The 23,573-nt window shown below is 59.0% G+C and carries 24 protein-coding genes; 18 read left to right on the top strand and 6 right to left on the bottom strand.

From position 1 onward, the window contains the following. Positions 1–140 precede the first annotated feature (140 nt). Positions 141–932 carry a histidine racemase CntK family protein gene (locus ABWQ15_RS08515; protein WP_353908339.1) on the bottom strand — a complete coding sequence of 264 codons (792 nt, stop codon included), beginning with the start codon at positions 930–932 and terminating at the stop codon, positions 141–143. Positions 933–1,166: 234 nt separating this feature from the next. Between ABWQ15_RS08515 and ABWQ15_RS08510 the strand changes: the two genes are divergently transcribed. Together ABWQ15_RS08510 and ABWQ15_RS08505 are read left to right on the top strand one after the other, a co-directional pair. Next, on the top strand, positions 1,167–1,853 hold the full coding sequence (locus ABWQ15_RS08510) for a DUF2461 domain-containing protein (RefSeq protein ID WP_353908338.1): 687 nt from the start codon (positions 1,167–1,169) through the stop codon (positions 1,851–1,853). 71 nt (positions 1,854–1,924) lie between these two features. Continuing rightward, positions 1,925–2,509, top strand: coding sequence for a hydrolase (locus ABWQ15_RS08505; RefSeq protein WP_353908337.1), 585 nt, complete (start codon positions 1,925–1,927; stop codon positions 2,507–2,509). 90 nt (positions 2,510–2,599) lie between these two features. On the opposite strand, the gene ABWQ15_RS08500 is transcribed toward ABWQ15_RS08505, so the two are convergent. After that, positions 2,600–2,986, bottom strand: a complete 387-nt coding sequence (locus tag ABWQ15_RS08500; protein WP_353908336.1) for a zinc ribbon domain-containing protein — start codon at positions 2,984–2,986, stop codon at positions 2,600–2,602. A gap of 187 nt (positions 2,987–3,173) precedes the next feature. Next, positions 3,174–4,685, bottom strand: a complete 1,512-nt coding sequence (gene glpK, locus ABWQ15_RS08495) for a glycerol kinase GlpK (protein WP_353908335.1) — start codon at positions 4,683–4,685, stop codon at positions 3,174–3,176. Positions 4,686–4,771: 86 nt separating this feature from the next. Between glpK and ABWQ15_RS08490 the strand changes: the two genes are divergently transcribed. Continuing rightward, entirely contained in the window at positions 4,772–5,716 is a 945-nt protein-coding gene (locus tag ABWQ15_RS08490; protein WP_353908334.1) for an alpha/beta hydrolase, read from the top strand. A 2-nt stretch (positions 5,717–5,718) separates the two neighbouring features. Here ABWQ15_RS08490 and ABWQ15_RS08485 read toward each other — a convergent pair whose 3' ends face one another. Continuing rightward, the gene (locus ABWQ15_RS08485) at positions 5,719–6,240 is read right to left on the bottom strand and encodes a putative ABC transporter permease (RefSeq protein WP_353908333.1); all 522 of its coding nucleotides are present in this window, start codon (positions 6,238–6,240) and stop codon (positions 5,719–5,721) included. Positions 6,241–6,335: 95 nt separating this feature from the next. Here ABWQ15_RS08485 and ABWQ15_RS08480 point away from each other — a divergent pair, with 95 nt between their 5' ends. Beyond that, on the top strand, positions 6,336–6,905 hold the full coding sequence (locus ABWQ15_RS08480; RefSeq protein ID WP_353908332.1) for a uracil-DNA glycosylase: 570 nt from the start codon (positions 6,336–6,338) through the stop codon (positions 6,903–6,905). 130 nt (positions 6,906–7,035) lie between these two features. On the opposite strand, the gene ABWQ15_RS08475 is transcribed toward ABWQ15_RS08480, so the two are convergent. Together ABWQ15_RS08475 and ABWQ15_RS08470 are read right to left on the bottom strand one after the other, a co-directional pair. After that, a complete protein-coding gene (locus tag ABWQ15_RS08475) occupies positions 7,036–8,730 on the bottom strand; it encodes a DAK2 domain-containing protein (RefSeq protein WP_353908331.1) in 1,695 nt (564 codons plus the stop codon). Between the two features lie 22 nt (positions 8,731–8,752). Further along, the gene (locus tag ABWQ15_RS08470) at positions 8,753–9,103 is read right to left on the bottom strand and encodes an Asp23/Gls24 family envelope stress response protein (RefSeq protein WP_353908330.1); all 351 of its coding nucleotides are present in this window, start codon (positions 9,101–9,103) and stop codon (positions 8,753–8,755) included. A gap of 406 nt (positions 9,104–9,509) precedes the next feature. On the opposite strand from ABWQ15_RS08470, the gene rsmD reads away from it, so the two are divergent. From rsmD to ABWQ15_RS08400, 14 genes are all read left to right on the top strand, one after another. Further along, positions 9,510–10,082 (top strand): 16S rRNA (guanine(966)-N(2))-methyltransferase RsmD, encoded by a 573-nt coding sequence (rsmD, locus tag ABWQ15_RS08465; protein ID WP_353908329.1) that lies wholly within the window; start codon positions 9,510–9,512, stop codon positions 10,080–10,082. Then, positions 10,079–10,585 (top strand): pantetheine-phosphate adenylyltransferase, encoded by a 507-nt coding sequence (gene coaD, locus ABWQ15_RS08460; RefSeq protein ID WP_353908328.1) that lies wholly within the window; start codon positions 10,079–10,081, stop codon positions 10,583–10,585. Before rsmD ends, coaD begins: the two co-directional genes overlap by 4 nt. Continuing rightward, entirely contained in the window at positions 10,585–11,130 is a 546-nt protein-coding gene (locus tag ABWQ15_RS08455) for a hypothetical protein (RefSeq protein WP_353908327.1), read from the top strand. The genes coaD and ABWQ15_RS08455 overlap by 1 nt, the downstream gene beginning before the upstream one ends. A gap of 355 nt (positions 11,131–11,485) precedes the next feature. Continuing rightward, on the top strand, positions 11,486–11,902 hold the full coding sequence (mraZ, locus tag ABWQ15_RS08450) for a division/cell wall cluster transcriptional repressor MraZ (RefSeq protein ID WP_353908326.1): 417 nt from the start codon (positions 11,486–11,488) through the stop codon (positions 11,900–11,902). A 1-nt stretch (position 11,903) separates the two neighbouring features. Next, positions 11,904–12,839: a 16S rRNA (cytosine(1402)-N(4))-methyltransferase RsmH gene (gene rsmH / locus ABWQ15_RS08445; RefSeq protein WP_353908325.1), complete on the top strand. Its 936-nt coding sequence runs from the start codon at positions 11,904–11,906 to the stop codon at positions 12,837–12,839. A 41-nt stretch (positions 12,840–12,880) separates the two neighbouring features. Then, entirely contained in the window at positions 12,881–13,048 is a 168-nt protein-coding gene (locus tag ABWQ15_RS08440; protein WP_353908324.1) for a DUF6440 family protein, read from the top strand. Positions 13,049–13,137: 89 nt separating this feature from the next. Next, positions 13,138–13,701, top strand: a complete 564-nt coding sequence (locus ABWQ15_RS08435; RefSeq protein WP_353908323.1) for a hypothetical protein — start codon at positions 13,138–13,140, stop codon at positions 13,699–13,701. Positions 13,702–13,812: 111 nt separating this feature from the next. Beyond that, a complete protein-coding gene (locus tag ABWQ15_RS08430; protein ID WP_353908322.1) occupies positions 13,813–16,212 on the top strand; it encodes a penicillin-binding transpeptidase domain-containing protein in 2,400 nt (799 codons plus the stop codon). Positions 16,213–16,326: 114 nt separating this feature from the next. Further along, positions 16,327–17,775, top strand: a complete 1,449-nt coding sequence (locus ABWQ15_RS08425) for a UDP-N-acetylmuramoyl-L-alanyl-D-glutamate--2,6-diaminopimelate ligase (RefSeq protein ID WP_353908321.1) — start codon at positions 16,327–16,329, stop codon at positions 17,773–17,775. Positions 17,776–17,907: 132 nt separating this feature from the next. Then, positions 17,908–18,894 carry a phospho-N-acetylmuramoyl-pentapeptide-transferase gene (gene mraY / locus ABWQ15_RS08420; RefSeq protein ID WP_353908320.1) on the top strand — a complete coding sequence of 329 codons (987 nt, stop codon included), beginning with the start codon at positions 17,908–17,910 and terminating at the stop codon, positions 18,892–18,894. Between the two features lie 178 nt (positions 18,895–19,072). After that, positions 19,073–20,206, top strand: a complete 1,134-nt coding sequence (gene ftsW, locus ABWQ15_RS08415) for a putative lipid II flippase FtsW (RefSeq protein WP_502919117.1) — start codon at positions 19,073–19,075, stop codon at positions 20,204–20,206. Positions 20,207–20,240: 34 nt separating this feature from the next. Beyond that, a complete protein-coding gene (murG, locus tag ABWQ15_RS08410) occupies positions 20,241–21,371 on the top strand; it encodes an undecaprenyldiphospho-muramoylpentapeptide beta-N-acetylglucosaminyltransferase (RefSeq protein ID WP_353908318.1) in 1,131 nt (376 codons plus the stop codon). 65 nt (positions 21,372–21,436) lie between these two features. After that, a complete protein-coding gene (gene murA / locus ABWQ15_RS08405; RefSeq protein ID WP_353908317.1) occupies positions 21,437–22,705 on the top strand; it encodes a UDP-N-acetylglucosamine 1-carboxyvinyltransferase in 1,269 nt (422 codons plus the stop codon). 20 nt (positions 22,706–22,725) lie between these two features. Further along, on the top strand, positions 22,726–23,490 hold the full coding sequence (locus tag ABWQ15_RS08400; protein ID WP_353908316.1) for a cell division protein FtsQ/DivIB: 765 nt from the start codon (positions 22,726–22,728) through the stop codon (positions 23,488–23,490). Positions 23,491–23,573: the final 83 nt, after the last annotated feature.

Raw genomic sequence — 23,573 nt, 5'->3', positions numbered from 1 at the left:
CTATTTAATAGGTAGACACCAAAAGCAACGATAGCATACCACAATTTTTTACAAAATGCAAAGAAAATCGTTTCCCATGAGAAAAATTTACATTTGGGCAGTTTTTACGGAACAATTCATGGAGAATTATGCAAAAATACTCAAACCTCGCAACATCCCTGTTCCAGAAGTGCAACATGCCCGGTAATGGTCAGCGCGGAGATGCTGCGGTTGATCCATTCCGCAGAAACGGTGATGGTTCCGCCCGGTTGGCGCAGACTCACGGTTTTGGACGCGTTTGCCCGAAAAGCCAGGTACGCTCCCACGGCGGCAGTGCCGCTGCCGCAGCCGGACTCCCACACCGCCGTTTCGGTGGAGCGTACGTAGACCAGCGGCGCGAACGCAGCGGCAGGCTCGTCATAGAGCAGAATACCGCAGGCATCGGCCTCCAAAGCGGCGCAGAGAGGGCGGACGGCGGCCTCCGCCGCTTCGCGGGTAATGGCGCCCGCCGAGACGATACAGTGGGTAATCCCGTCAAATACCACGGCGGGAACGTTTCCTACGTACGGGAGCTCCGCCGCGTCGATCCTCTGGGGAAGGGGCATGCTTACCGTACCCCACAGCCCATCGTTCCGCCGATCCAGCCGACAGCGGAGCAGGCCGCCGTATCCGGATACCTCCAGCGGTACGTCCGGGGCGGTCAGGCCGTCCCGCCGCGCCGCATAGACGGCGGCGGACATGGAGGCGTTGCCGCAGAATTCTCCGCCCATCATCTGAAGGCGGAGCACCGCGCCGGGGAGGGAGGCGGCCTCCAGAAAGCCCACCTGCTCCACCTGGGGCCGGGCGGTCATCAGTTTTGCCGCCACCACCGGCTGCTCCTCACGGGAAACGGGCGTGGAGACCAACAGCGTGATGTTTTTTGTTGGGTCCCAGATGGTATAGTCCAGCTTCATAATGCGCCCTTCCAATTCCGGAAATCTCGGGTAATCCAATTTGCATAATACATTTTTGCATAATACATTAGTATAGCACGGACCTGCGGCAAAGCAAACCCTTTCCTGGTAAAATGAAGGTTTAAATTCCATTTTATCAAATTGGTGGTATAATAATCTCAAAGCGGCTGCCATAGGAATTTGACGCATATTCCGCTGCTGCGACAGAGAAAAACGACGGTACGGGAGGACGAAATGTTCAACGGATTTACGGACGAGACGGTGGATTTCATGTGGGGCATCCGATTCAACAATGAAAAACCGTGGTTTGAGGCGCACAAGGAGACTTATCTCACCAGCTTTTACCAGCCCATGCGGGGCCTTGGGGACGAGCTATACGAGTGGTTTGTGGAGCAGAGGCCGAACTTGCCGCTGCGGGGCCGGGTCTCCCGCATTTATCGGGATGCCCGGCGGCTCCACGGACGGGGGCCCTACAAGGATAACCTTTGGCTCAGCGTGGAGGCTCCGTCGGAGAGTGTGTGGACCAGTCAGCCAACCTTCTGGTTTGAACTGGGGCCGGAGGAGTGGAGCTATGGTCTTGGATATTACAGCGCCACCCCCGCCACCATGGCAAAGCTGCGTGCCCGAATGGCTCAGGACCCGCAGGTCATGGAGACTCTTACCCGAAAGCTGAACCGGCAGAGGGAATTCGTCCTGACGGGCGAGGAGTACAGGCGGCCCAAGGAGGGCGCGCCAAACAATCTGCTGGAGCCGTGGTACGCAAAGAAGAGCTTTTCCCTGAGCCACGACGAAAAGCTGGACGAGGTCATCTTTTCCCGGGATCTGGTGGACCGGCTGAAAAACGGCTACCAATTCCTGCTGCCCTATTACGATTATTTTGTGACGCTGGATGGCGACGCCGACCCGCGAAACCCCGACTGAGCGCATGGCTTGCAAACGCCGGGAGAAGGGCGTATAATGCGGTTCAATAGTTTGAAACGGAGGAGACATCCATGAAAGACTGTCCGGATAGAGAAAAAGCGCTGGCCCTGCTGCGCAAATACAACGGCGAACCGTTCCACATTCAGCACGGACTGACGGTGGAGGGGGTCATGCGCTGGTACGCCAATGAATTGGGATACGGCGAGGACGCGGACTTCTGGGCCACGGTGGGCCTTTTGCACGACGTGGACTTTGAAAAGTGGCCGGAAGAGCACTGCAAAAAGGCACCGGAGCTGCTGCGGGAAATCGGCTGCGGAGATGATCTCGTCCACGCGGTTTGCAGCCACGGCTATGGGATCTGCTGCGATGTGGAACCCGTGGAGGAGATGGAGAAAGTCCTTTTCGCCGCCGATGAGCTGACGGGGCTGATCGGTGCGGCGGCGCGGATGCGTCCCAGCAAGAGCTGCCAGGACATGGAACTGAGCAGCCTGAAGAAGAAATTCAAGGACAAGAAATTCGCCGCGGGCTGTTCCCGGGATATCATCCAGACCGGGGCGGAGCGTCTGGGCTGGGAGCTGGACGAGCTGCTGAGCAGGACTCTGGAGGCCATGAAAGCCTGCGAGGAAGCCGTCAACACCCAAACGGCGGAGCTGTAAGGACTCTTGGGCACCGGCTATGCGTGCCGGGCAACACATAAAAAATTGGGAGCGCGGCGATTCGCCGCGCTCCCAATTTTGTTTTGAGGATTACTCGCCCATGGGCGCTCCGCACTGAGGGCAGAATTTGCTGTCGGACACCGCCCCGCAGATGGGGCAGGTCTTGGTGGCGGGCCGGGCCTGCGCAGGCTCGGCAGCCTCTTCCTTGATGGGCTTGCTGGCTTCCAGCTCTGCAATCTTCGTCTTGGAAGCCATGACCGCGTCCACCAGATCCTTTACCGCGGGAGGAATCTCACCGCTGTATTCGCTGACATACCACTCGCCGATGGTGCGGTAGTTTTTGTCCATCTCCCGCTGCTCCCCGGCAATAGCCATGTTGATCTTAGCCAGCTCCGCAGCATCCTTCGCCTTGTCGGCGGCGACGGCGGCGACGGCCTGCGCCTTTCTGCCCAGATCATTCAAAAATTCCAATGCCATACTAAAAGACCCCTTTCATATCGTGCGCTTGCGCGCTGTATCCCTTGAATTTCAGTCACTGATCGGATTTGTTGGACTCAGTATACATTGCCGGTTTTCAAAACGCAACCGATTTTTCCAAAATTCACAGTTCGTTTTCAAAACGGTATCGGTTTGTTAAAATTTGACCGGCGCGCAGCGCATTTTGTTATAGCTCCGGCTCAATCCAACTCCTTGCCCGCTCCACGGCCCGGCTCCATCGCTTAAGATCCGCCCGACAGGACGCCTCGTTCCGCTGGGGATGGAACACGTTCTGACTGCGGCGCAGAGAAGAGAGCTGATTCAGGTCGGTCCATACGCCCGAGGAAAGACCCGCCAGCGCCGCCGCACCAAAGGCGGTGGTCTCCACCTGAGCGGGTCGGTCCACCGGCAGCCGGAGAACATCCGCCTGAATCTGGAGCAGAATATCGCTGACAGACGCGCCGCCGTCCACTCGCAGATCGGTCAGGGGACGGCCTGCGTCGGCGGCCATGGCAGACGACAGATCGGAGACCTGAAACGCGATGGAGTCCAGAACCGCGCGGCAGAGATGGGCTTTGGTGGTGCCGCGGGTAACGCCCAGCACCGTACCCCGCGCGTACATATCCCAATAGGGAGCGCCAAGCCCGGTAAAGGCAGGAACCAGCAGCACGCCGCCGCTGTCCGGCACACTTTCCGCCAGCCGGTCGCACTCCGGGGCGCTGGAGATCAGTCCCAGTTCATCCCGCAGCCACTGGATGGCGCTGCCCGCGTTGAACACGCTGCCCTCCAGTGCATAAGTGGTTTCACCCCCCAAATTCCACGCCACGCTCGTGACCAGCCCGGCCTTGGATCGGACCGGCGTCCCGCCCAGATTCATCAGGGTGAAGCAGCCCGTACCGTAAGTGTTTTTTACCTGCCCCGGCTGGAAGCAGCCCTGCCCGAACAGTGCCGCGGGCTGATCTCCCGCGCTGCCGCAGATGGGAATGCCCGCCAGATCTTCAAGGCCGGGGATGCCCTCCGCCACCGCGCCGTATCGTTCAGAGTTTCCCATCGGGCGGGGGAGAAGTCCCATGGGAATACCCATCTCCCGGCACAGCTCCGCGTCCCATCCCAGTGTATGAATATTGAACAGCATGGTGCGGGAGGCGTTGGAGTAATCCGTTACGTGGACCCGGCCGCCGGTCAGATTCCAGATGAGCCAGCTGTCCACCGTGCCGCAAAGAAGGTCTCCCCGCTCCGCCCTAGCCCGGACGCCGGGGAGGTTGTCCAGCATCCATTTGATCTTCGTGCCGGAAAAATACGCGTCGATCAAAAGACCGGTCTTCTCCGCCACCGTTTCCCCAAGGCCACGGGCTTTCAGCCCGTCGCAGATGCCCGCCGTCCGGCGGCACTGCCAAACGATGGCGTTGTATACCGGCTGGCCGGTTTTCCGGTCCCAGAGGACCGTTGTTTCCCGCTGGTTGGTGACGCCGATGGCGAATATTGCCTTCGGGTCAATGTGGGCGGTGTCCACCGCCTCTTTCAACGCCCGCTTTTCGGTCTCCCAGATGTCCAGCGGGTCATGCTCCACCCAGCCGGGCTGGGGATAGATCTGACGGAAGGGGTGCTGGGCGCGGGCGACGATTTCTCCCGCCCGGTTAAACAGGATTGCGCGGGAACTGGTGGTGCCTTGGTCCAGGGCGGCGATAAACGGCTCCATGGCAAAACCTCCTGTGGAAATTTTACGCGGTGTGTGCTATCATGTTTGTATTGTGGTCAGTATAGCACGAAAAGGAGCGAGCCGCCATGGTTAAAAATGAATTTATACTTCCCTCCCGTGACAAAAGGACTGCGCTCCACGCGGTGGAGTGGCTGCCGGAGGGGAGAACCCGCGCCGTGCTGCAAATTTCCCACGGGGTGTCGGAATATATTCTGCGCTACGGGGATTTTGCGGAATTTCTGACGGCGCGGGGCTTTGCCGTGGTCGGAAACGACCTCCCGGGTCACGGACAGTCCGTGTCACAGGGGGAACCCCGGCTGTATTTCGGTCCGACGGGCAGCTGGGACACGGTGGTGGACGACATCTATGCGCTCCACAGGCTGGAGAGCCAAAAATTTTCCGGCCTGCCGTATTTTCTGCTGGGGCATTCCATGGGGTCGTTTCTGGTCCGGACCTATCTGATCCGTTACCCCGGTACCGTGGACGGAGCGATCCTTATGGGTACCGGCCATATGTCCCCGGCGCTGGTGGCGGGAGGCCGGGCCATCGCCGCCGCCGAAAGCCGCAGGGTGGGGGAGAAGAATTCCAGCCCCACCATTCAAAAGCTTGCGTTCGAGACCTATAACAAAGTTTTTGCCCCCAACCGGACGGCGTTCGACTGGGTGTCATCCGACGACTCCACGGTGGACGGCTACGTGTCCGATCCGTATTGCGGGGAGAACCCAAGTGTGGGGCTGTTTCGGGAGATGCTGAGGGGCATCGCGTTCATCACCAGGCAGCGCAATGTGGAGCGGATGAACCGGAATACGCCGGTGCTGTTCGTCTCCGGTGGGGAAGACCCGGTGGGGGAGCGCGGAAAGGGTGTGCGGCGGGCCTATCAAAGCTTTCACAGGGCAGATGTCCGGGACCTTACCGTGAAGCTCTATCCCGGCGCGCGGCATGAGATTCTGAACGATACCTGCCGGATGGAGGTCTATGGGGATCTGGTGGCTTGGCTGCTGGCCCGGCTGCCGATACCGGCGGAGGTTTAGGCTCAGGCCTCACCCCGCAGCGCTTCCACGCTGTGGGTGACGGCGAGAAAACGGAGGGAGCACACAAGGTCGGCGGTGAAAACCAGCAGCGCCAGGTATGTGACAAACGGTGGGATGCCGGCGATCAGCGTTTCCAGCGGCGGCTGGATGAACCAGAGCGCCAGAGCGGTCAGCCCGCCCCAGGCCAGGGAGAAGAGGACGCATACCCGCCCCTGCAAATTGCCGCATACGCCGGAATAATCCCAGAATTTCACGCCCAGCAGAACCTCGCAGGCCCAGTGGTAGAGATACTCCACAAGGGTGGTGGCCGCGGCCCCCGCCACCGGGAGCCAGATCCCCTGCCGCATGGATGCGGGCAGGGCAAGTACCGCTATGACGCCCAATCCGTACACCGGGCAAAGAGGCAGAAACAGCAGACACCGCCGGACGGGATGCTCCTCGCCGGTGGTGCGGTGGGCGTAAGCCCGCTCTAAAAAGCAGCCTGCCAGACTGTAAAACACAAAGACCCAGAACCAATACGCCAATTGAACACCCTCCGTCTGTTTTTTTTTCAGTTTGTCCGACGGCGGCGAAATCATGCGGCGGAGCACAGAAAAATTATCCGGTGAGGAGGAACGGTATGGACGATTGGCGGAATCTGCGGCGGGAGTGCCTGGAGTGCCGGGGATGCGGTCTGGCGGAAAAGCGCATCCATGTGGTATTCGGGGACGGCTGCGAGACGGCGGAGGTGCTGCTTGTGGGCGAGGGGCCCGGTCAGAGCGAGGATGAGCAGGGCGTCCCCTTTGTGGGCAGGGCGGGTCAGCTGCTGGATGACATGCTGAAGATGATCGGCCTGGATCGGACAAAGGTGTATATCGGTAACACGGTGAAGTGCCGCCCGCCTCAGAACCGGGACCCGCTGAATGTGGAGATGGCGGCCTGTCGGGGCTGGCTGGACCGGCAGATTGGGCTGCTGCACCCGAAGATTCTTGTGTGTCTGGGCCGCATCGCGGCAAAGGAACTCATCAAGGAGGATTTTCGCATTACTGCCGAGCATGGACAGTGGTTTACCCGGGACGGAATGCAGATGACGGCGCTCTATCATCCTTCCGCCCTCCTCCGGGACCCGATGAAGCGGCCTGAGACCTTTGAGGATTTAAAGGGATTGCAGGCGAAAATCAGGGAACTGTGTCCCCATACAGAGATCTGACTTTCATTTATGATCTCCGTTTCAGTGTTTCAATACGCGGCGGCGAAATCCGAAGACACCTTTCGAAAGGCAGCAGTCCCGGCGGACGCTCTGCATCCGCCGGGACTGCTGCCTTTCGATATGAGATAGCTTATTCCATGGAAATAATATAGTAGTAAACGGGCTGCCCACCGGAGAGAACCGCCACCTCCGCGCCGGGACAGACAGATTCAAACATGCGGGCGGTCTTCTGAGCATCCTCCTCGGACACATCCTCGCCGAAGTAGACCGAGATGAAGGAACTCTCCCGCTTTTTCGCGTCCTGAGCCAGCTTCTCCGTCAGCGCGTCGATGGACCCGTCGGTGCCGAACAGCTTGCCCTCTTCCAAAGCCAGATAGTCTCCGGCCTTGATGTTGAACCCGTCGAAATCGGAATCCCTGGCGGCATAGGTGATCTGGGCGGTGGTGACGGAGGAGAGTGCACCGGTCATGGCGTCGGTGAGGGTCTGGACGTCCGGGGCCTCAAAGTCCACGTTCATCATGGCGGTGACGCCCTGAGGAATGGTCTTGGTGGGGATGACCACCACGTTTTTCTCCGTCAGCGCGTCGCACTGCTGGGCAGCCATGATAATATTGCCGTTGTTGGGCAGGACGAACACGGTCTCGGCGGGGATGGCGTCCACGCCGTCCAGTATGCTCTCGGTTGAGGGGTTCATAGTCTGCCCGCCGGACACCACGCCGTCGGCGCCCAAGTCCTTGAACACGGCTTCCAAGCCCGTACCGGCGCAGACCGCCAAAAAGCCGTATTTCTTCTCCGGCGCTGCGACCTTATGGACGGACTCCTGCGCGGGCGCTGATTCCAGCTCCGATTCCACCGCGTCCAGATCGTCCGTACTCTGTGCCGCTTTCCCGGCGGCCAGAGAGTCTGCCTGCGTGCGCATATTTTCAATTTTCGCCAGTTCCAGAGTACCGTACTTTTGGGACTCCGTCAGAGCGCTGCCGGGAATATTGGTGTGGACGTGAACCTTGAACGCCTCGTCATCCTCTCCGATCACCAGACTGTCACCGATGCTGTTCAAGTATGCCCGCAGAGGATCCAACGAGAGGTTTCGGGGCGACTTGCGCACAATGAACACCGTGTCGAAGGCAAAAGTGATCTCCTCAGTGGAGAAGGCATTGAAATCGGCTTTCTCCTTTTCCGGCGCGCCGACCTCCGCAATCTCGGGCATGGCCTCACCGCGAAGCTCCGCCAGCATCCCGTCGAGGATCAGCAGGTATCCTTTGCCGCCTGCGTCCACCACGCCAGCCTTTTTCAGCACCGGATTCATGTCGGTGGTCTGGGCCAGAGTCTCGTAGCCGACGCGGATAGCGGCTTCCAGCATGGCCTCTATGCCCATCCCCGCCGCCGCCGCGTCCACGGCACGCTTGGCGGTAAGACGAGAGACTGTGAGAACCGTGCCCTCCGCGGGCTTCATCACCGCCTTATAGGCAGCCAAGACGCCCTCTTGCATGGCGGCGGCAAAAGCGGCGGCATCCGCCGTCTCCCGGCCCTTGAGCCCCTTGGAAAGCCCACGGAACAGCAGGGATAAAATAACGCCGGAATTGCCTCTTGCGCCCCGCAGCAGAGCGGAGGCGGTGACCGCCGCGGCGCGGTCGATGCTCTCCGGTTCGCACTTGCGCAGCTCGGCGGCGGCGGTGGCAATGGTCATGCTCATATTTGTACCGGTATCCCCGTCGGGGACGGGGAACACGTTCAGGTCGTTGATCGCCTGTTTCTGGGCCGTGACTGAGGCGGCCCCGTGCAGCACCATCCGTTTGAAGAGAGTGCCGCTGATCTTTTCGTTCATCTGTTTTGAGACCTCCCTCGGCTCACAGGGTCATGGAGTCGACACAAACGTCGACCGCCCTGACCTCCACACCGGTGTTTTTGGTGACCATATACCGTACCTCATTCATAATGGAGCTGCACACCGCGGGGAGGTTGACGCCGTTTTCAACGATGATATGAAGTTCGACGGAGATGGTGCCGTCGTCATTGCTGGTAATGCTGACGCCCTTACTCATGGCCTCACGGCGCAGGAGGTGGACCAGGCCGTCCGTCATAGAGCGGTAAGCCATACCCTTGACGCCGAAGCAGTTTGTGGCGGCAATGCCGGTGATATTGGAAAATACGGCGTTGCTGATGGTGACGGCGCCCTGCTCGGAATTCAGTTGGATCATAAGCGCATCCTTTCCTTTCTTAGATCGGCCTGCCGGGAAAGCCCCCGACCCAAAATGTGCCGTTTCGCATAGTCAGGAAATTATTATACACGATTTTCTACCAAAGCACAAGGGCAGCGCCACACAATTCTGAGTGCTGGCTACACAGCGGAATTTTTTTGGCACATTGCCCAAAAAGCGCAGCGGTATGGTTCCTGGGCTGAACGGTTAAAAAGAAAGAGACAAACGGAAGGATTTCTTATTGAAAAAAGCGGCGCTTTGTCGTACAATTGCAGTGCAGGTTTTATGCGGCCGTGAGGGCCGGAAGAAATTGGCTAAGCTATGAGCATGGCGCATTATATAGGGGCTGTCAACGGCTCCTACATCATTGATGCCAGCCTTGCCTATTGTATAAGGAGAGCAAGTTATGCGTGTAATTACCGGCTCCGCGCGGGGCAGACGGCTCAAGGAGCTGGAGGGTATGGAGACTCGCCCTACTACCGACCGGGTGAAGGAGGGCCTTTTCAGCGCTCTTCAATTTGAGGTGGAAGGACGAAGAGTCCTGGATCTGTTTGCCGGAACCGGTCAACTGGGGATCGAGGCGCTGAGCCGCGGCGCGGTTGGCTGTGTCTTTGTGGATCGGCGGGCCGATGCTGTAAAGCTGATTCGGGAGAATTTGAAGATCACGGGACTGACCGATCGGGCGCGGGTTGTGACCGGAGACTCCATGGAATATCTGGGAGCCCTGCGGGAGAAGTTCGACCTGATTTTTCTGGACCCGCCCTATGCGGCGGGACTTCTGGAGCCGGCTTTGGCGCACATAGCCCGGTTTGACATTCTGGCGCCGCATGGTATAATTGCAGCGGAAGCACCGGCGGAGAAGACTCTGCCGGCTATGGCGGAGCCTTATCGGGTCAGCCGCATATACCGCTACGGAAAGATCGGACTGACGATCTACCGCCGGGCGGGAGACGAGGAAAACGAGGAGTCAGCCATATGAGAACAGCAGTCTGCTCCGGCAGCTTTGACCCCATCACACTGGGGCATTTGGATATCATCCGGAGGACGGCGGCCTGCTTTGATCAGGTTTGGGTTTGCGTCAGTCCCAATGCGGAGAAAAAAAATCAGATGTTTACCCCGGAACAAAAGCTCCGGCTGGTAAAAGCCGCCGTGGCGGAATACGCAAACGTCCATGCGGAGCTGTGGACGGGGCTGCTGGCGGACTATGCCGCGAACCATGGGGCCTGCGCCATTGTCCGGGGCGTTCGGAACGCAACGGACTGGGACGTGGAGCGGGAGCTTGCCCGGATCAACGAGGATCTGCATGCCGGACTGGAGACGCTGCTCCTGCCGGCGGCGGCAGAGTATGAGCATTTCAGTTCGTCCATGGTGCGGGAGATGATCCGCTATGGACAGCCACTGGAGAAATATTTGCCTGCGGCGGCAGCGGAACAGGTGCGGAAAATAAGAGAAGAGACGAACAGAGAGGAAGCGAGAAACTGATGCCTAACAACGCAAATGATGTCAACCGTCTGATCGACATGATTTATGAGCAGATCGAAGACGCAAAATCCCCGGCGCTGAAGCCGAATATGAGCATGGTGGACCGAGACGAGCTTCTGGATCTGCTGGATGAATTGCGCGCCCAACTGCCTATCGAGATCAAGCGGGCGCAGGAGCTGCTGGCGGCACGGGAGAAATTCGTGGAGGACGCAAAGCGGGACGTGGAGCGCATCACGCGGCAGGCGGAGCTTGAGGCCAAGGCGAAGGTGTCTGACAGCGAGATCCTCAATGCCGCCCGACAGAAGAGCCAGTCCATCGTGAACAACGCGGATGAACGGTCAAAGCGACTCTATCAGATAGCGAACGAGTATGCCGAGGATGCTCTGGCCCGCACGGAGGAGGCGATCCAGATGGCCTTGGATGAGGTGAAGCAGTCCCGCATCCGCTTCCGCAGCGTCTCCGCAAATAAGATGCAGGAGCAGCGCCGCCGGTTGGACAATCCCGATCAGGGGAAGGATTCAACTTCCAATCAGAGCGATTCCTGAAAAGTTTGTGAAAAATCACAATGAGAAAATGATGGCTTTCTGGTTGCCCCCCATATTTGGTACTTAGGTTACATTATTGAAGTTTCCTAACACAAGACTTTGTGTTAGGAAACTTTTTTGCTTTATGTCAACGAATGCAACCAAATGGAACATTTGTTTGAAAATACAGAATTTGCGGTGAAAATCGTCAAAAATCATTCTTTTTCACAGCCAGCAATTCTAAAAAAACATCTTGCAATTCCTTCGCAATTTGATTATACTCAAAAATGCGGGTGGGGAAAAGTGGTGATATTCGGTGACCGGTGGGTGAAGAGCTAATCCCCAGCCCATAAAGTAGCAAAGGGGGATGGCGCTGATGACGGGAACCAATCAACACAATATCGACGCCAAGGGCCGTTTGGCAATCCCCGCCAAGCTGCGAGAGGAGCTGGGAGACGTGTTTTACGTCACCATCGGCCCCGATCCCTGTCTGACCATCTACTCCGACCAAAGCTGGGCGCGGCTGACCGAGAAATTCGACGCCCTGCCCTATTCCAAAGCCAGAGCGCTGCGCCCCCTGTTTTCCAATGCCGTCAAGTGCGAGCCGGACGGACAGGGCCGCATCCTGATTCCCCAGAAGCTGCGGGAGTATGCCAACTTGAAAAAGGACGTGTCGGTGATCGGCGTCAGCTCCCGGGCGGAAATCTGGGACAGCGCCACATGGCAGGCACAGGAGCAGCAGGAGCTGGAGAGCGGCAGTATGCTCTGCGCCATGGAAGAACTGGACTTTTGATATGGAATTTTATCATAAACCCGTGTTGCTCCGAGAGAGCATTGAAGCGCTGAACATCCGTCCCGACGGGATCTACGTGGACGGGACACTGGGCCGCGCAGGGCACTCAAGAGAGGTTGCCCAAAGGCTGACTACCGGGCGGCTCATCTGCATCGACCGGGACGGGGCCGCCATCGACGCCGCAAAGGAGCGTCTGGCGCCTTGGCTGGACCGCGTGACACTGGTCCGGGGAAACTTTTCGGAGCTTTCGGATATCCTGAAGGACTGCGGAGTTCCCGCCGTGGACGGATTGTTGTTCGATCTCGGCGTGTCGTCACCTCAGTTGGACGACGCCGCCAGAGGCTTTTCCTATATGCACGACGCGCCGCTGGACATGCGGATGGACACCTCCTCCGCGCTTACCGCCCGCGAGGTGGTGAACGGATGGAGTGGGGAGGAGCTGCGGCGTATCCTTTACGATTATGGCGAGGAGCGGTATGCCCCCGCCATTGCCCGGGCCATTCTCCGAGCCAGAGAGGACAAGCCCGTTGAAACCACCCTGGAGCTGGTGGAGATCATCAAATCAGCCATGCCCTCCAAGGCTCTGCGGGAAAAACAGCATCCCGCGAAGCGAAGCTTTCAGGCGGTCCGCATCGCCGTCAACGGCGAGTTGGATGCGCTTGAGCCCATGGTAGAGGCGGCCACCGCAGCGCTGAGGCCCGGCGGGCGGCTGGCAGTCATTACATTCCATTCTCTGGAGGACCGCCTGATCAAGCGGGCCATGCTAGCCCAGGCACAGGGCTGCACCTGTCCGTCGGAGTTCCCCGTGTGCGTGTGCGGCAAAAAGCCGAAGCTGAAAATTCTAACCCGCAAGCCCGTCGTTTCCGGGGAGGACGAGCTGGCGGAAAACCCCCGCGCCCGCAGCGCAAAGCTCCGGGTGGCGGAAAAATGTGAATGATAACGCCGTAAATGGAGTGGAATGCGAAAGGAGAGGATGGTATGCGGCCCAGATTTGAGCAGATTTATACGCAGGGGACTCTGACACAAACGGAGATCTGGGTGGACCGGGAGACCGGCGTCCACTATCTGTTCCACCGTAACGGCAGCGCCGCGGGCGTGACGCCGCTTCTGGATCAGGATGGCAAACCGGTGATTTTTGAAAAGTAAAACAGCGGGAGCGGCGCTTGGTGAGGTTGGGAGAGAACCTTGCAAATGCGCCCTGTGTGTGAAGTACGAAGGAAGAGGAGGGAGACGGCATGGCGGCTGCGGCAACGCGGGACCTGCGCTATAACCGAAGGAGCGCAACTTACGGAGATCTGGCTTATGATCTGGACAGGGAACTGCGGGAACGGCAGCTGTCCCACGCGGGCGAACTACCCCGGCGGCGAGAAGAGGCCGTGGCGGTTCCTCAGGTGCGTACCGTCTCCCATGTACAGGTCCGGGAACGGCAGCATATTTCCTTCTTTGCGGTGCTTGGTTTTTTAGCATTGGCGGGTCTGGCGGTAATGACGCTGTTGTGCTATGTGCAGCTCACCGGCCTTTCCAACGACGTGGTGTCCTTGAACAAGGAGCTGGCTCAGCTCAAGACGGAAAACGTGATCCTCACCGCCCAATACGCCCAGATGTTTGATCTGGACACCGTGAAAGAAGCGGCAGAGTCCGTCGGTATGGCCAAGCCCAGCAGCGGGCAGACGTATTACATGGACCTCAGCGGCGGAGACAGCGCCGTGGTCTATCAAAAGAAGGAGGCGGGGCTGCTGGAACAAATTCTGGCCTCGCTGAACCACGGTGTTTACGCGGTGGTGGAATATTTCGACTGAGACGCAATACAGTGAACAGAGGGAGTAAGAAGGAGGACCACTCCTTCTTACTCCCTGAACCTTGTCGGGATTTGCGGGACGGTGGCGACCGTTTGGAAAGTGGAGGATGCAATGACAAAGCCAAACAAGCGCAGAAAAAGTGACGCGGCCCGCTGGGCCAACCAGACCATTCGCAGCCGGACGGTGCTGATGATGGGTCTTCTGGGCGTGGCGGTGTTCGCGGCGCTGCTGTTCAAGCTGTACAACCTGCAGATCGTGCGCCACGAGGAGCTGCAGGAGAAGGCCGTGGCGCAGCAGACCCGCAGCGCGGTGGTCACCGCCTCCCGCGGTACAATTTTTGACAGGAACGGAGAGATCATGGCAGTCTCCGCCTCGGCGGAGACCGTGTGCATTTCTCCCTATGAAATTGAAAACAGCAAGGAGACCCAGGACAAGGAGTACGTTGCCCGGGGTCTTGCCCGCATTCTGGAAATCGACGAGGATACCATTCTTGAAAAAATGGGGAAGACGGATTCCCAGTATGTGGAGTTGAAGAAAAAGGTGGAGCAAAAGACCGCCGATGAGGTTCGCCGCTTTATCAACGGCGAGATTGACGACGAGGGAAACGCCCTCACCACCGTCAACGCCGCCGGGAAAACGGTCCTGATTAGCAACCCGACGAAAGCCCCCTCCAAACTGCACGGCATTTTCCTCAATGCCGACTCCAAACGCTACTATCCTTATGGGACGCTGGCGTCTCAGGTTATCGGCTTTGTGGGAAACGACAACGCGGGCCTGTACGGTTTGGAAGCAAAATATGACGACGTGCTGGAGGGCACCTCGGGCCTGACCGTCACCGCCAAGACCAACACCGGCGAGGATATGCTCTATCAGTACGAGCAGTATTACGACGCCAAGAACGGTGACAGCCTTATGACGACCATCGATGTCAGCGTGCAGTCGTGTCTGGAAAAAGGGATTGAGTCCATGGTGGATAAATTCGGAGCCAAACACGGAGGTACCGGCATCGTCATGGACGTGAACACCGGCGGAATCCTCGCCATGGCGTCCTATCCCACCTTCGACCTGAACGATCCCTTCACGGTGTACGACACGAAGCTGGCCGCCCAAATGAGCACGGACCTGTCCGCGGCCCTGAAGGGGCTGACGGAGGGAACCGACGAATACACCGCCGCCCGCAATAAAGTGGTCAGCGCGGCCCTTGGCGAACAGTGGCGCAACCGCTGCATCAGCGACACCTATGAACCGGGCTCCACCTTTAAGCCCATCACTCTGGCAACGGCGCTGGAGGAGGGGCTGGTGAACCTGAACACCACATTCACCTGCACCGGCTCCATCAGGGTTCCCGGTTGGTCCAAACCCATTTACTGCTCCAAACACTCCGGCCACGGACTGGAAACTCTGATGGTAGCCACCGGCAACTCCTGCAACCCGGCCTTTATCTCTATGGGCTTAAAAATCGGAACGCAGAAGTACTACCAATACCTGAAATCCTTCGGCCTGATGGAAAAGACCGGCATCGACGAGATCAGCGAGACGACGGGTATGTTTGCCGGCGAAAAGGACTTCAACTCCAACGTGGTGTCCCTGGCCTCCTACGCCTTCGGACAGACCTTCACCGTCACCCCACTGGAGGTCATCCGCGCCCAGGCCGCCACCATCAACGGCGGCTACCTGCGGACGCCCTATCTTGTGGAGCAGGTGGTGGACGATCAGGGCAACATCAAGTATCAGCACGATTCCACGCCTATTCGTCAGGTGGTCAGCGAGGAAACCTCTGCGACCGTGCGGCAGTGCCTTGAATATGTGGTTGCCTCCGGCACCGGCAGAAACGGTCAGGTGGTGGGCTACCGCGTCGGCGGCAAGACCGGTACTGCCGATAAGACCGGCAATCCCGACAAGGAAGTCGTGGTATCTTTCATGTGCTTCGCCCCGGCGGACGATCCCAAGGTCATCATGCTCATCACCATGGATACCCCCAGCCGCAATACCGGAGTCTATGTCTCCGGCGGCAACATGGTAGCACCCACCGCCAGCACCGTTATGGGAGAGATTCTGCCCTATGTGGGCGTGGAACCGGACTATACCGCTGAGCAGATGGTGGGAGCCGACGCCACCGTCCCCAACGTGGTGGGCGAGACGGCGGAAGCGGCAAAGAAGAAAATCACCAATCTGGGCTTTGCCTGCCGAACCGTGGGCAGCGGGGAAACCGTTACCGACCAGACACCGCTGGGCGGCGCCATTGTTCCCGGCAGCGCGTCGATTATCTTGTATCTTGGTGAGGAAAAGCCCAACACGCCCTGTACGGTCCCCAATGTGGTAGGCATGACGGCGGCCCAGGCCAATACGGCGCTGACCAACGCAGGCCTTATCATGAAGGTTTCCGGCGCCACAGCCGCCAGCAGCGGAAATGTATTTGCTCTGAACCAGTCGGCCTCCGCGGGTACGGAGGTCTCTGCCGGAACAGTGGTCACCGTTCAGCTGGGCGCGCAGGGAAAAACGGCGGACTGACAGGTTTTGCATGGTTTTTAGCACCTTCTCCCGTATACTTTGCAAATCACGCCGGATATACTGTGTAAGATGAATTTTCTAGTCATACACACTTAAAAAGGGGCGTGTTTTAAAATGAAATTGAAGGATTTACTAGCCGGTGCGGAGGTACTGGAGCTTCACGCGGATGAAAATCTTGAAATCACCGGCGTCAGCTATGACTCCCGGGAGACTCAAAAGGGCGACGTGTTCGTCGCAATCAGCGGCTATGCCATGGACGGTCATGCCTATATCGGCAAGGCGGAAGAGGCTGGGGCGGTGTGCGCCGTGTGTGAGCGCAAGCCGGAAACTGGCATTCCCTATGTGCTGGTGAAGGAGTCCAGACGGGCGCTGGCCATGCTGGGCGTCAACTGGTTCGGCCATCCTGCGGAGCACATGGTCATGACCGCTGTCACCGGCACCAACGGCAAGACTACCACCACGTATCTGCTGAAGGCTGTTTTGGAGCAGGCGGCAGGGGCGAAGGTGGGACTGATCGGCACCAACCAGAACATGATCGGCGCGGAGGTCCTGCCCACGGAGCGGACCACGCCGGAGTGCTTTGAGCTGCAAAAGCTGTTCCGTCGGATGCTGGACGCCGGCTGTACGCATGTGGTGATGGAGACCTCGTCCCACGCGCTGTACGAGGGAAGAGTCCACGGAATCCGGTACGACGTGGGAATCTTCACGAATCTGACCCAGGACCATCTGGATTTCCACAAGACCATGGAGAACTATTGCGACGCAAAGGCCATTCTCTTTCAAAATTGCGGCATGGGCGTTTATAATGCCGACGATCCTTGGTCTGAGCGGCTGATGAAGGATGCGCCCTGCGAAAAATTTTCGTATGCTGAAAAGGCGGAGGCCGACCTGCGGGCGGAGGAAATCGAGCTTGGTGCGGACCATGTGGCCTTTACCGCCGTGACGAAAAGCGAACGGGTAAAAATTTGGGTTGGCATTCCGGGCGGATTTATGGTATATAATACGCTGGATGTTTTAGCGGCGGCGATGAAACTCGGAGTGCCTCTTGAAAAGAGCGCCGACGCCCTGCGCCGGGTCCCCCATGTGAAGGGCCGGGTGGAGGTGGTCCCCACGCCGGACCGGGATTACACCATCCTGATCGACTACGCTCACAGCCCCGACGGGCTGCAGAACGTTCTGACCTCAGTAAAGGGCTTTGCCAAGGGCCGCACCATAGCGGTGTTCGGCTGCGGCGGGGACCGGGACCGGACGAAGCGGCCCAAGATGGGAAAGATCGCGGCGGAGATCGCGGACTATGTGGTGGTGACCTCCGACAATCCACGGACGGAGAAGCCCGCCGCCATCATTGACGAGATCCTGACCGGCATGGAGGGAACTCCCACGCCCTACGCCGTGGTGACGGACCGAATCGAGGCCATCCACTATGCCATGGACAACGCCCGAAAGGACGACGTGATCGTCCTTTGCGGCAAGGGCCACGAGACCTATCAGGAAGTGAACCACAAAAAGCACCACATGGACGAACGGGAGATCGTGGCGGAGCATCTGGGCACGGCGCGCTGATGTACCCGTGGGGGACCGGCAGGGGACGCTGTGTTGCGCGGAGCTGATTCCAATTTGTATAACGGAAAGCAAAAAAAGCTTTTTGTATAGAGACTAGGAAAGGCCCGGTTGCGCCGGGCGAGAGGAAAACATATGGACATTTCAAATTGGCTGGCGCTGGCCGTCGGTTTTCTGCTGACACTTCTGATCGGTGTGCTTCTGATTCCGGAGCTTCGGAAGCTGAAGGCCGGACAGGAAATTCGCGCCGACGGCCCCAGATGGCACGCGGGAAAGGCCGGTACTCCCACCATGGGCGGCATCATGTTCATCATCGGCACGGGTGTGACGGTGGTGGTTCTGGGCTGGCGGCAGATGCTGGCCGGGGAGTTCGCCCATTTGTACGTGTATCTGTTTGCGCTGGTATTTGGACTGATCGGATTTGTGGATGACTACCGCAAGGTGCGTCACCACCAGAACGAGGGGCTGACCGCCAAGCAGAAGTTTGTTTTGCAGCTGGCGGCGGCCGTGGTGTTTTTGTGTCTGATGCGGTATGAAAGGCTGCTCACCAACGAGCTTTATATCCCGTTTGCAAATGTAACCCTGACGGTCAACTGGATCGTGTATCTGATTTTCGCGGCCTTCGTGATCGTGGGCTGCGTCAACGCGGTGAACCTTACGGATGGGATCGACGGACTGGCCACGAGCGTCACCTTTGTGGTGATGGCGTTCTTCAATGCCACGGCTATAGCTGCCTACGGCATGGGCCTGAGCCTGTTTCCGGCGGCGCTGGCAGGGGGGCTTGCGGCGTTCTTTGTCTACAACCATCACCCGGCCAAGGTCTTTATGGGCGATACCGGGAGCCTGTTTTTGGGCGGAGCGGTGGCGGCGATGGCGTTTGCGCTGAATGTGCCGCTGATATTGATCTTGGTCGGCGTCATATACATTGCGGAGACGGTGTCGGACATTATCCAGGTCGGATATTTCAAAGCGACCCACGGCAAGCGCTTTTTCAAAATGGCCCCGCTGCACCACCATTTGGAGCTATGCGGCTGGAGCGAGGCGAAACTGGTGACGGTGTTCTCTCTGATCACGCTGGCGGGCTGTGTGCTGGCGTGGCTGGGGCTACAGGGAAGATTTTGACAGACTCCGCGCGCGGACGGAAGGGAGAATGCCGATGCTCCGGGAACGAAAACCGAATAACAGCCGGTCCCGCAGTCCCCGCCGGGACGGGGACAGAGACCGGGGATACAGTTCTGTCCGCCGCCCCTCCGTCAGTCGGGAGGAGCTGCTGGCCCGCCAGCGGGCGAAGGAGGAGCGAATGCTCCGGGAGCAGGAGAGCCGGGAGCTGGCAAGAGGCCCCATCGACCTGCCGTTTTGCCTTCTGGTAATGATGCTGACCATTATCGGCCTCATCATGCTCTTTTCTGCCAGCTTTCCCCGGGCCTATTTCGAGGACAGCAATCCCACCTACTATGTGGCGCGGCAGGGCGTGTTTGCCATCATGGGCGTGGCGGCCATGGCATTTGTGGGAAAGGTCAATTACCAGCGGTTCCGGGGGATGGCAAAGCCACTTTTATATCTGGCCGCCGTGCTGCTGGTGCTGGTCATTATTCCGCATAACCCCATTGCGCTGACCCGAAATAACGCGACCCGCTGGCTGGGGATTCCGAATACGGCGCTGCAATTTCAGCCTTCCGAGATTGCAAAGCTGGCGGTGGCGCTCTACTTTTCTGATACTATTTCTAAGAAAAAAGAACGGATGCAGACCTTTCGGTATGGGATTCTCCCCTACGCCATGATTTTGTGTGCGATTGCGGCACTGATGATGATGGAGCCGCACCTGTCCGGAACGCTGTTGATTCTGGGCGCGGGAGCGGCCATTATGCTGGTGGGCGGTATCAGCTGGACATGGGTGGTCGGCGCGTTGGGCGTGGCGGCGGCCGGCATGTATACCGTTGTCGGGATCGTCGGATATGGCGCTTCCCGCATTGCCATGTGGCACGATCCGTTTATTGATGCCAGGGGAGACGGCTATCAGCTGGCCCAAAGCCTCTTGTCCATCGGATCGGGTGGCCTTTTGGGCGTGGGCTTGGGTAAAAGCCGCCAAAAATTTATGTATCTGCCCGAAGAACATAATGACTTTGTCTTTTCCATCGTGTGCGAGGAGCTGGGCCTCATCGGCGCGGCCATCATTATGCTGCTGTTCGCAGCGCTGATTCTGCGGGGATATTGGATCGCCCTTCACGCACGGGACCGGTTCGGGAGTCTGCTGGTGGTGGGCATCACCACTTTGCTGGCCTTTCAGACCTTTTTGAACATGGGCGTGGTGACGGGTTTGCTGCCCACCACCGGCGTCTCCCTGCCGTTTTTCAGCTACGGGGGCACGGCGTTGACAATTCAGCTTTTTGAAATGGGAATTGTATTGAGTGTGTCGCGGCAGATGAAGATTTAACCGGGAAATCCGAAGGTTTTAAGGAAGTGTTGGTATGGGAAAAGCGCCGAGGCGGGTCATTTTTACCTGTGGGGGAACGGCCGGGCATGTGAACCCGGCGATCGCGCTGGCGCAGCTGATGCTGGAGCGGGAACCGAATACGGAGATTTTGTTTGTGGGTGCGGAGAGGGGCCTTGAAAAGGACCTGATTCCAAAGGCCGGCTACGCATTTCGGACCGTCCATATTTCCAGCTTCCACCGTTCCATGAAACCGGCGGAGATCCGGCACAACCTGATCTCCGTGGGCAACTATTTCCGCGCGCCCCACGAGGCCCGGCGAATTTTGAGGGAGTTCGGGCCGGAGGTGGTGATTGGCACCGGCGGATACGCCAGCTTCCCCTTGGTAAAGGCCGCGGCGAAAGCGGGAATTCCCACCGCCATCCACGAGTCGAACATGGTGCCGGGGCTGACCACCCGGCTGCTGGAGCCCTTCGCGGACCGCATCATGGTGGGGTTCGAGGAGTGCCGGGGGCAGTATCGGGACCCTGACCGGGTGGTGGTCACGGGGACTCCGGTACGGGGAGACTTTTTTACCCGGACGAAAGAGCAGGCCCGGAAAGAGCTGGGTATTCGGGATGAGCGGCCTTTGATCGTGTCCTTCTGGGGCTCTCTGGGCGCGGCGGGAATGAACCGTCAGATGGCGGATTTTCTGGCGTTGGAGGCGGCGAAGGAGCCCTTCCGCCATATCCACGGCGCGGGGGGCGGCTATGAAGCGCTGGTGAGCGCGCTGAGGGAGCGGGGTGTGGACCTGACGGCGCATCCGGCGCTGGAGGTGCGGCCCTACATCTACGATATGGACCGGGTTCTCCGGGCGGCGGATCTGGTGCTGTGCCGGGCGGGAGCATCCACTATCAGCGAGCTGACGGCGCTGGGTGTTCCTGCTCTGATCGTGCCGTCTCCCTATGTGACCAACAACCACCAGGAGAAAAATGCCCGGGTGCTGGAAAAGGCGGGCGGGGCCTGCGTGATGCTGGAAAGCGAGGTAAACGGGCCCGCGCTGTTTCAAAAGAGCTGCGATATTCTCCACGACCCGGCGCGGCGGGCGAGCATGTCCGCCGCTATGGAGGCTTTGGGTATTCCGGATGCCACGGAGCGCATCTACCGGACGGTGCTGGAGCTGCTGTAACCTCTGGGGGCTTCCCTTGCATACGATGGACTGTTGAACCAATCTGTATGCGGAGGGAATTGCATATGAGTCAGATTATCGTGAAGGGTGGAAGCACCCTCTCCGGCTCCATAGCCGTTCAGGGCGCGAAGAACAGCGCGCTGCCGATTTTGGCAGCTACGATCCTGAATCGGGGGGAGACGGTGCTGCGGGGCTGCCCCCGGCTGCGGGACGTGGACGCGTCCATCCGTATCCTCCGGCACCTGGGCTGCCAGGCCCGTTGGGAGGGAGACGCGCTGGTGGTAAATACGGCCAGCCTGAACCGCAGTGATATTTCTGATACACTGATGCGGGAGATGCGGTCCTCTGCTATTTTTTTGGGGGCCATACTGGCCCGATGCGGGCAGGCGGACCTGAGCTATCCCGGCGGGTGCGAGCTGGGACCGAGGCCCATTGACCTGCATTTGACGGGGCTCAGGGACATGGGGGCCGTCATCCGGGAGGACAGCGGGCGGCTTTGCTGCACGGCTCCCCGCCTTGTGGGGCGGGAGCTGATGTTGAGCCTGCCCAGCGTGGGGGCCACAGAAAATCTCATGCTGGCGGCCTGCGGCGCAGCGGGGATCACCACGATCTGCAATGCCGCCCGGGAGCCGGAGATTGAGGACCTGCAAAATTACCTTTGTACATGTGGCGCAAAGGTTTCCGGCGCGGGAACCTCCACCGTCACAGTGGAGGGCGGCGCACTCCTCCACGGCGGCACCTATACGGTTATGCCGGACCGTATCGCGGCGGCGACCTATCTCTGTGCGGCGGCTGCCGCCGGAGGAGAGGTGCGGCTCACCGGGACGAAAGAACGCCTTTTTGCCACCGTGACGGCGGCGCTGCGGGAGGCGGGCTGTGCCGTGACAGCGGACAGCGGGGGCATTACCCTCCGCAGGGAACGGGAGCTGCGGGCGATCCGACCTATCCATACCGCGCCCTACCCGGGCTTTCCCACCGATGCGCAGGCCGTTTTGATGGCCACGCTGGCTCGCAGCAGGGGCACCACGGTTTTTGAGGAAAATATTTTTACGAATCGCTTCCGCCATGTTGACGAGCTGACCCGTATGGGCGCGGATATCCGGGTGTCCGGCCGTGTGGCGGTGGTCATCGGTGCGGAGCGGCTTCACGGAGCTGCCGTTCGGTCCACGGACCTGCGGGGCGGGGCGGCGCTGTGTGTGGCCGCGCTGGCGGCGGAGGGTGAGACCTTCGTCTCCGGTGTGGAACACATCGACCGGGGATATGAGGATATCACTGAAACGCTGAAGGCGTTGGGCGCCGATATTCACCGGGACAATAGTCCTGGTGCGGAATAAAAACAGACTGGAGACAGCAGATGGCCAGACGAAGAAATTACAACCGGCACAAACGGGGGAGATTTGGATTCCTCTATAAGCTGCTGTCCGTTTTGGCTATCTGTGTCGTCATTGTGATTGCGCTGACGCTGTTTTTCCGGGTGGATACGATCACCATTACCGGAGAGAACCACTATTCGGAGTCGGAAATTATCGAAGCCACCGGCTTGAGTGCGGGTGACAACCTGTTTTTGCTGAATAAGTATACCATTGCGGAGAATCTTCTGAAAAAGCTGCCTTATATCGCGGAGGTGCGCATTAACCGAATCCTGCCGGATACGCTGACCATCGATGTGACGGAGAGCGACGCGATACTGGCCGTGGTGCAGGATGGCTCCGCATGGCTGGTGAGCCCGGAGGGAAAGATCGTGGAGCAGCGGGCGGCGACCGCAGCCGCCGACCTTGGAAAGATCGACGGCTGTGAGCTGCTGGCTCCCACCGTGGCCACCTCCATTGCGCTTTCCACCGACCGCAGTATCCAGCAGGAAAGTCTTTTGGCCCTGATGAAGGCTCTGGACGAGATGGGGATGATCTCACAGGTCCAGAGCATCCATCTGGACGACCTGACGGTGCTGAGCATGGACTATGCGCAGCGGTTCCGTGTGGAAATGCCCTACGGCGCGGACTATTCATATAAGCTTCGGACGCTCCAGACGATTCTGGACAGCGGAAAGATCGAATCCAATGAGACAGGCACCATCCGAATGACGGGGAACAACGGACAAAACGTATTTATCAAGAGCTGAGAGCGAAAAACTGCCGGAAAAATTTCGGGAAGACTTGACCCGGACGGCAAAGTGTCTTATTATGATAGGGTATAATTTATACG

Origin of the sequence: Oscillibacter sp. (assembly GCF_040505565.1) — a bacterium.
GTDB lineage: Bacteria > Bacillota > Clostridia > Oscillospirales > Oscillospiraceae > Oscillibacter.
This window is presented reverse-complemented; position numbering and strand designations above follow the sequence as displayed.

Excerpts from the sequence above, each read along its gene's own strand:
- ABWQ15_RS08515 (WP_353908339.1), bottom strand. The coding sequence starts at position 932 with ATGAAGCTGGACTATACCATCTGGGACCCAACAAAAAACATCACGCTG.
- ABWQ15_RS08510 (WP_353908338.1), top strand. The coding sequence starts at position 1,167 with ATGTTCAACGGATTTACGGACGAGACGGTGGATTTCATGTGGGGCATC.
- ABWQ15_RS08505 (WP_353908337.1), top strand. The coding sequence starts at position 1,925 with ATGAAAGACTGTCCGGATAGAGAAAAAGCGCTGGCCCTGCTGCGCAAA.
- ABWQ15_RS08500 (WP_353908336.1), bottom strand. The coding sequence starts at position 2,986 with ATGGCATTGGAATTTTTGAATGATCTGGGCAGAAAGGCGCAGGCCGTC.
- glpK (WP_353908335.1), bottom strand. The coding sequence starts at position 4,685 with ATGGAGCCGTTTATCGCCGCCCTGGACCAAGGCACCACCAGTTCCCGC.
- ABWQ15_RS08490 (WP_353908334.1), top strand. The coding sequence starts at position 4,772 with ATGGTTAAAAATGAATTTATACTTCCCTCCCGTGACAAAAGGACTGCG.
- ABWQ15_RS08480 (WP_353908332.1), top strand. The coding sequence starts at position 6,336 with ATGGACGATTGGCGGAATCTGCGGCGGGAGTGCCTGGAGTGCCGGGGA.
- ABWQ15_RS08475 (WP_353908331.1), bottom strand. The coding sequence starts at position 8,730 with ATGAACGAAAAGATCAGCGGCACTCTCTTCAAACGGATGGTGCTGCAC.
- ABWQ15_RS08470 (WP_353908330.1), bottom strand. The coding sequence starts at position 9,103 with ATGATCCAACTGAATTCCGAGCAGGGCGCCGTCACCATCAGCAACGCC.
- rsmD (WP_353908329.1), top strand. The coding sequence starts at position 9,510 with ATGCGTGTAATTACCGGCTCCGCGCGGGGCAGACGGCTCAAGGAGCTG.
- coaD (WP_353908328.1), top strand. The coding sequence starts at position 10,079 with ATGAGAACAGCAGTCTGCTCCGGCAGCTTTGACCCCATCACACTGGGG.
- ABWQ15_RS08455 (WP_353908327.1), top strand. The coding sequence starts at position 10,585 with ATGCCTAACAACGCAAATGATGTCAACCGTCTGATCGACATGATTTAT.
- mraZ (WP_353908326.1), top strand. The coding sequence starts at position 11,486 with ATGACGGGAACCAATCAACACAATATCGACGCCAAGGGCCGTTTGGCA.
- rsmH (WP_353908325.1), top strand. The coding sequence starts at position 11,904 with ATGGAATTTTATCATAAACCCGTGTTGCTCCGAGAGAGCATTGAAGCG.
- ABWQ15_RS08440 (WP_353908324.1), top strand. The coding sequence starts at position 12,881 with ATGCGGCCCAGATTTGAGCAGATTTATACGCAGGGGACTCTGACACAA.
- ABWQ15_RS08435 (WP_353908323.1), top strand. The coding sequence starts at position 13,138 with ATGGCGGCTGCGGCAACGCGGGACCTGCGCTATAACCGAAGGAGCGCA.
- ABWQ15_RS08430 (WP_353908322.1), top strand. The coding sequence starts at position 13,813 with ATGACAAAGCCAAACAAGCGCAGAAAAAGTGACGCGGCCCGCTGGGCC.
- ABWQ15_RS08425 (WP_353908321.1), top strand. The coding sequence starts at position 16,327 with ATGAAATTGAAGGATTTACTAGCCGGTGCGGAGGTACTGGAGCTTCAC.
- mraY (WP_353908320.1), top strand. The coding sequence starts at position 17,908 with ATGGACATTTCAAATTGGCTGGCGCTGGCCGTCGGTTTTCTGCTGACA.
- ftsW (WP_502919117.1), top strand. The coding sequence starts at position 19,073 with ATGCTCCGGGAGCAGGAGAGCCGGGAGCTGGCAAGAGGCCCCATCGAC.
- murG (WP_353908318.1), top strand. The coding sequence starts at position 20,241 with ATGGGAAAAGCGCCGAGGCGGGTCATTTTTACCTGTGGGGGAACGGCC.
- murA (WP_353908317.1), top strand. The coding sequence starts at position 21,437 with ATGAGTCAGATTATCGTGAAGGGTGGAAGCACCCTCTCCGGCTCCATA.
- ABWQ15_RS08400 (WP_353908316.1), top strand. The coding sequence starts at position 22,726 with ATGGCCAGACGAAGAAATTACAACCGGCACAAACGGGGGAGATTTGGA.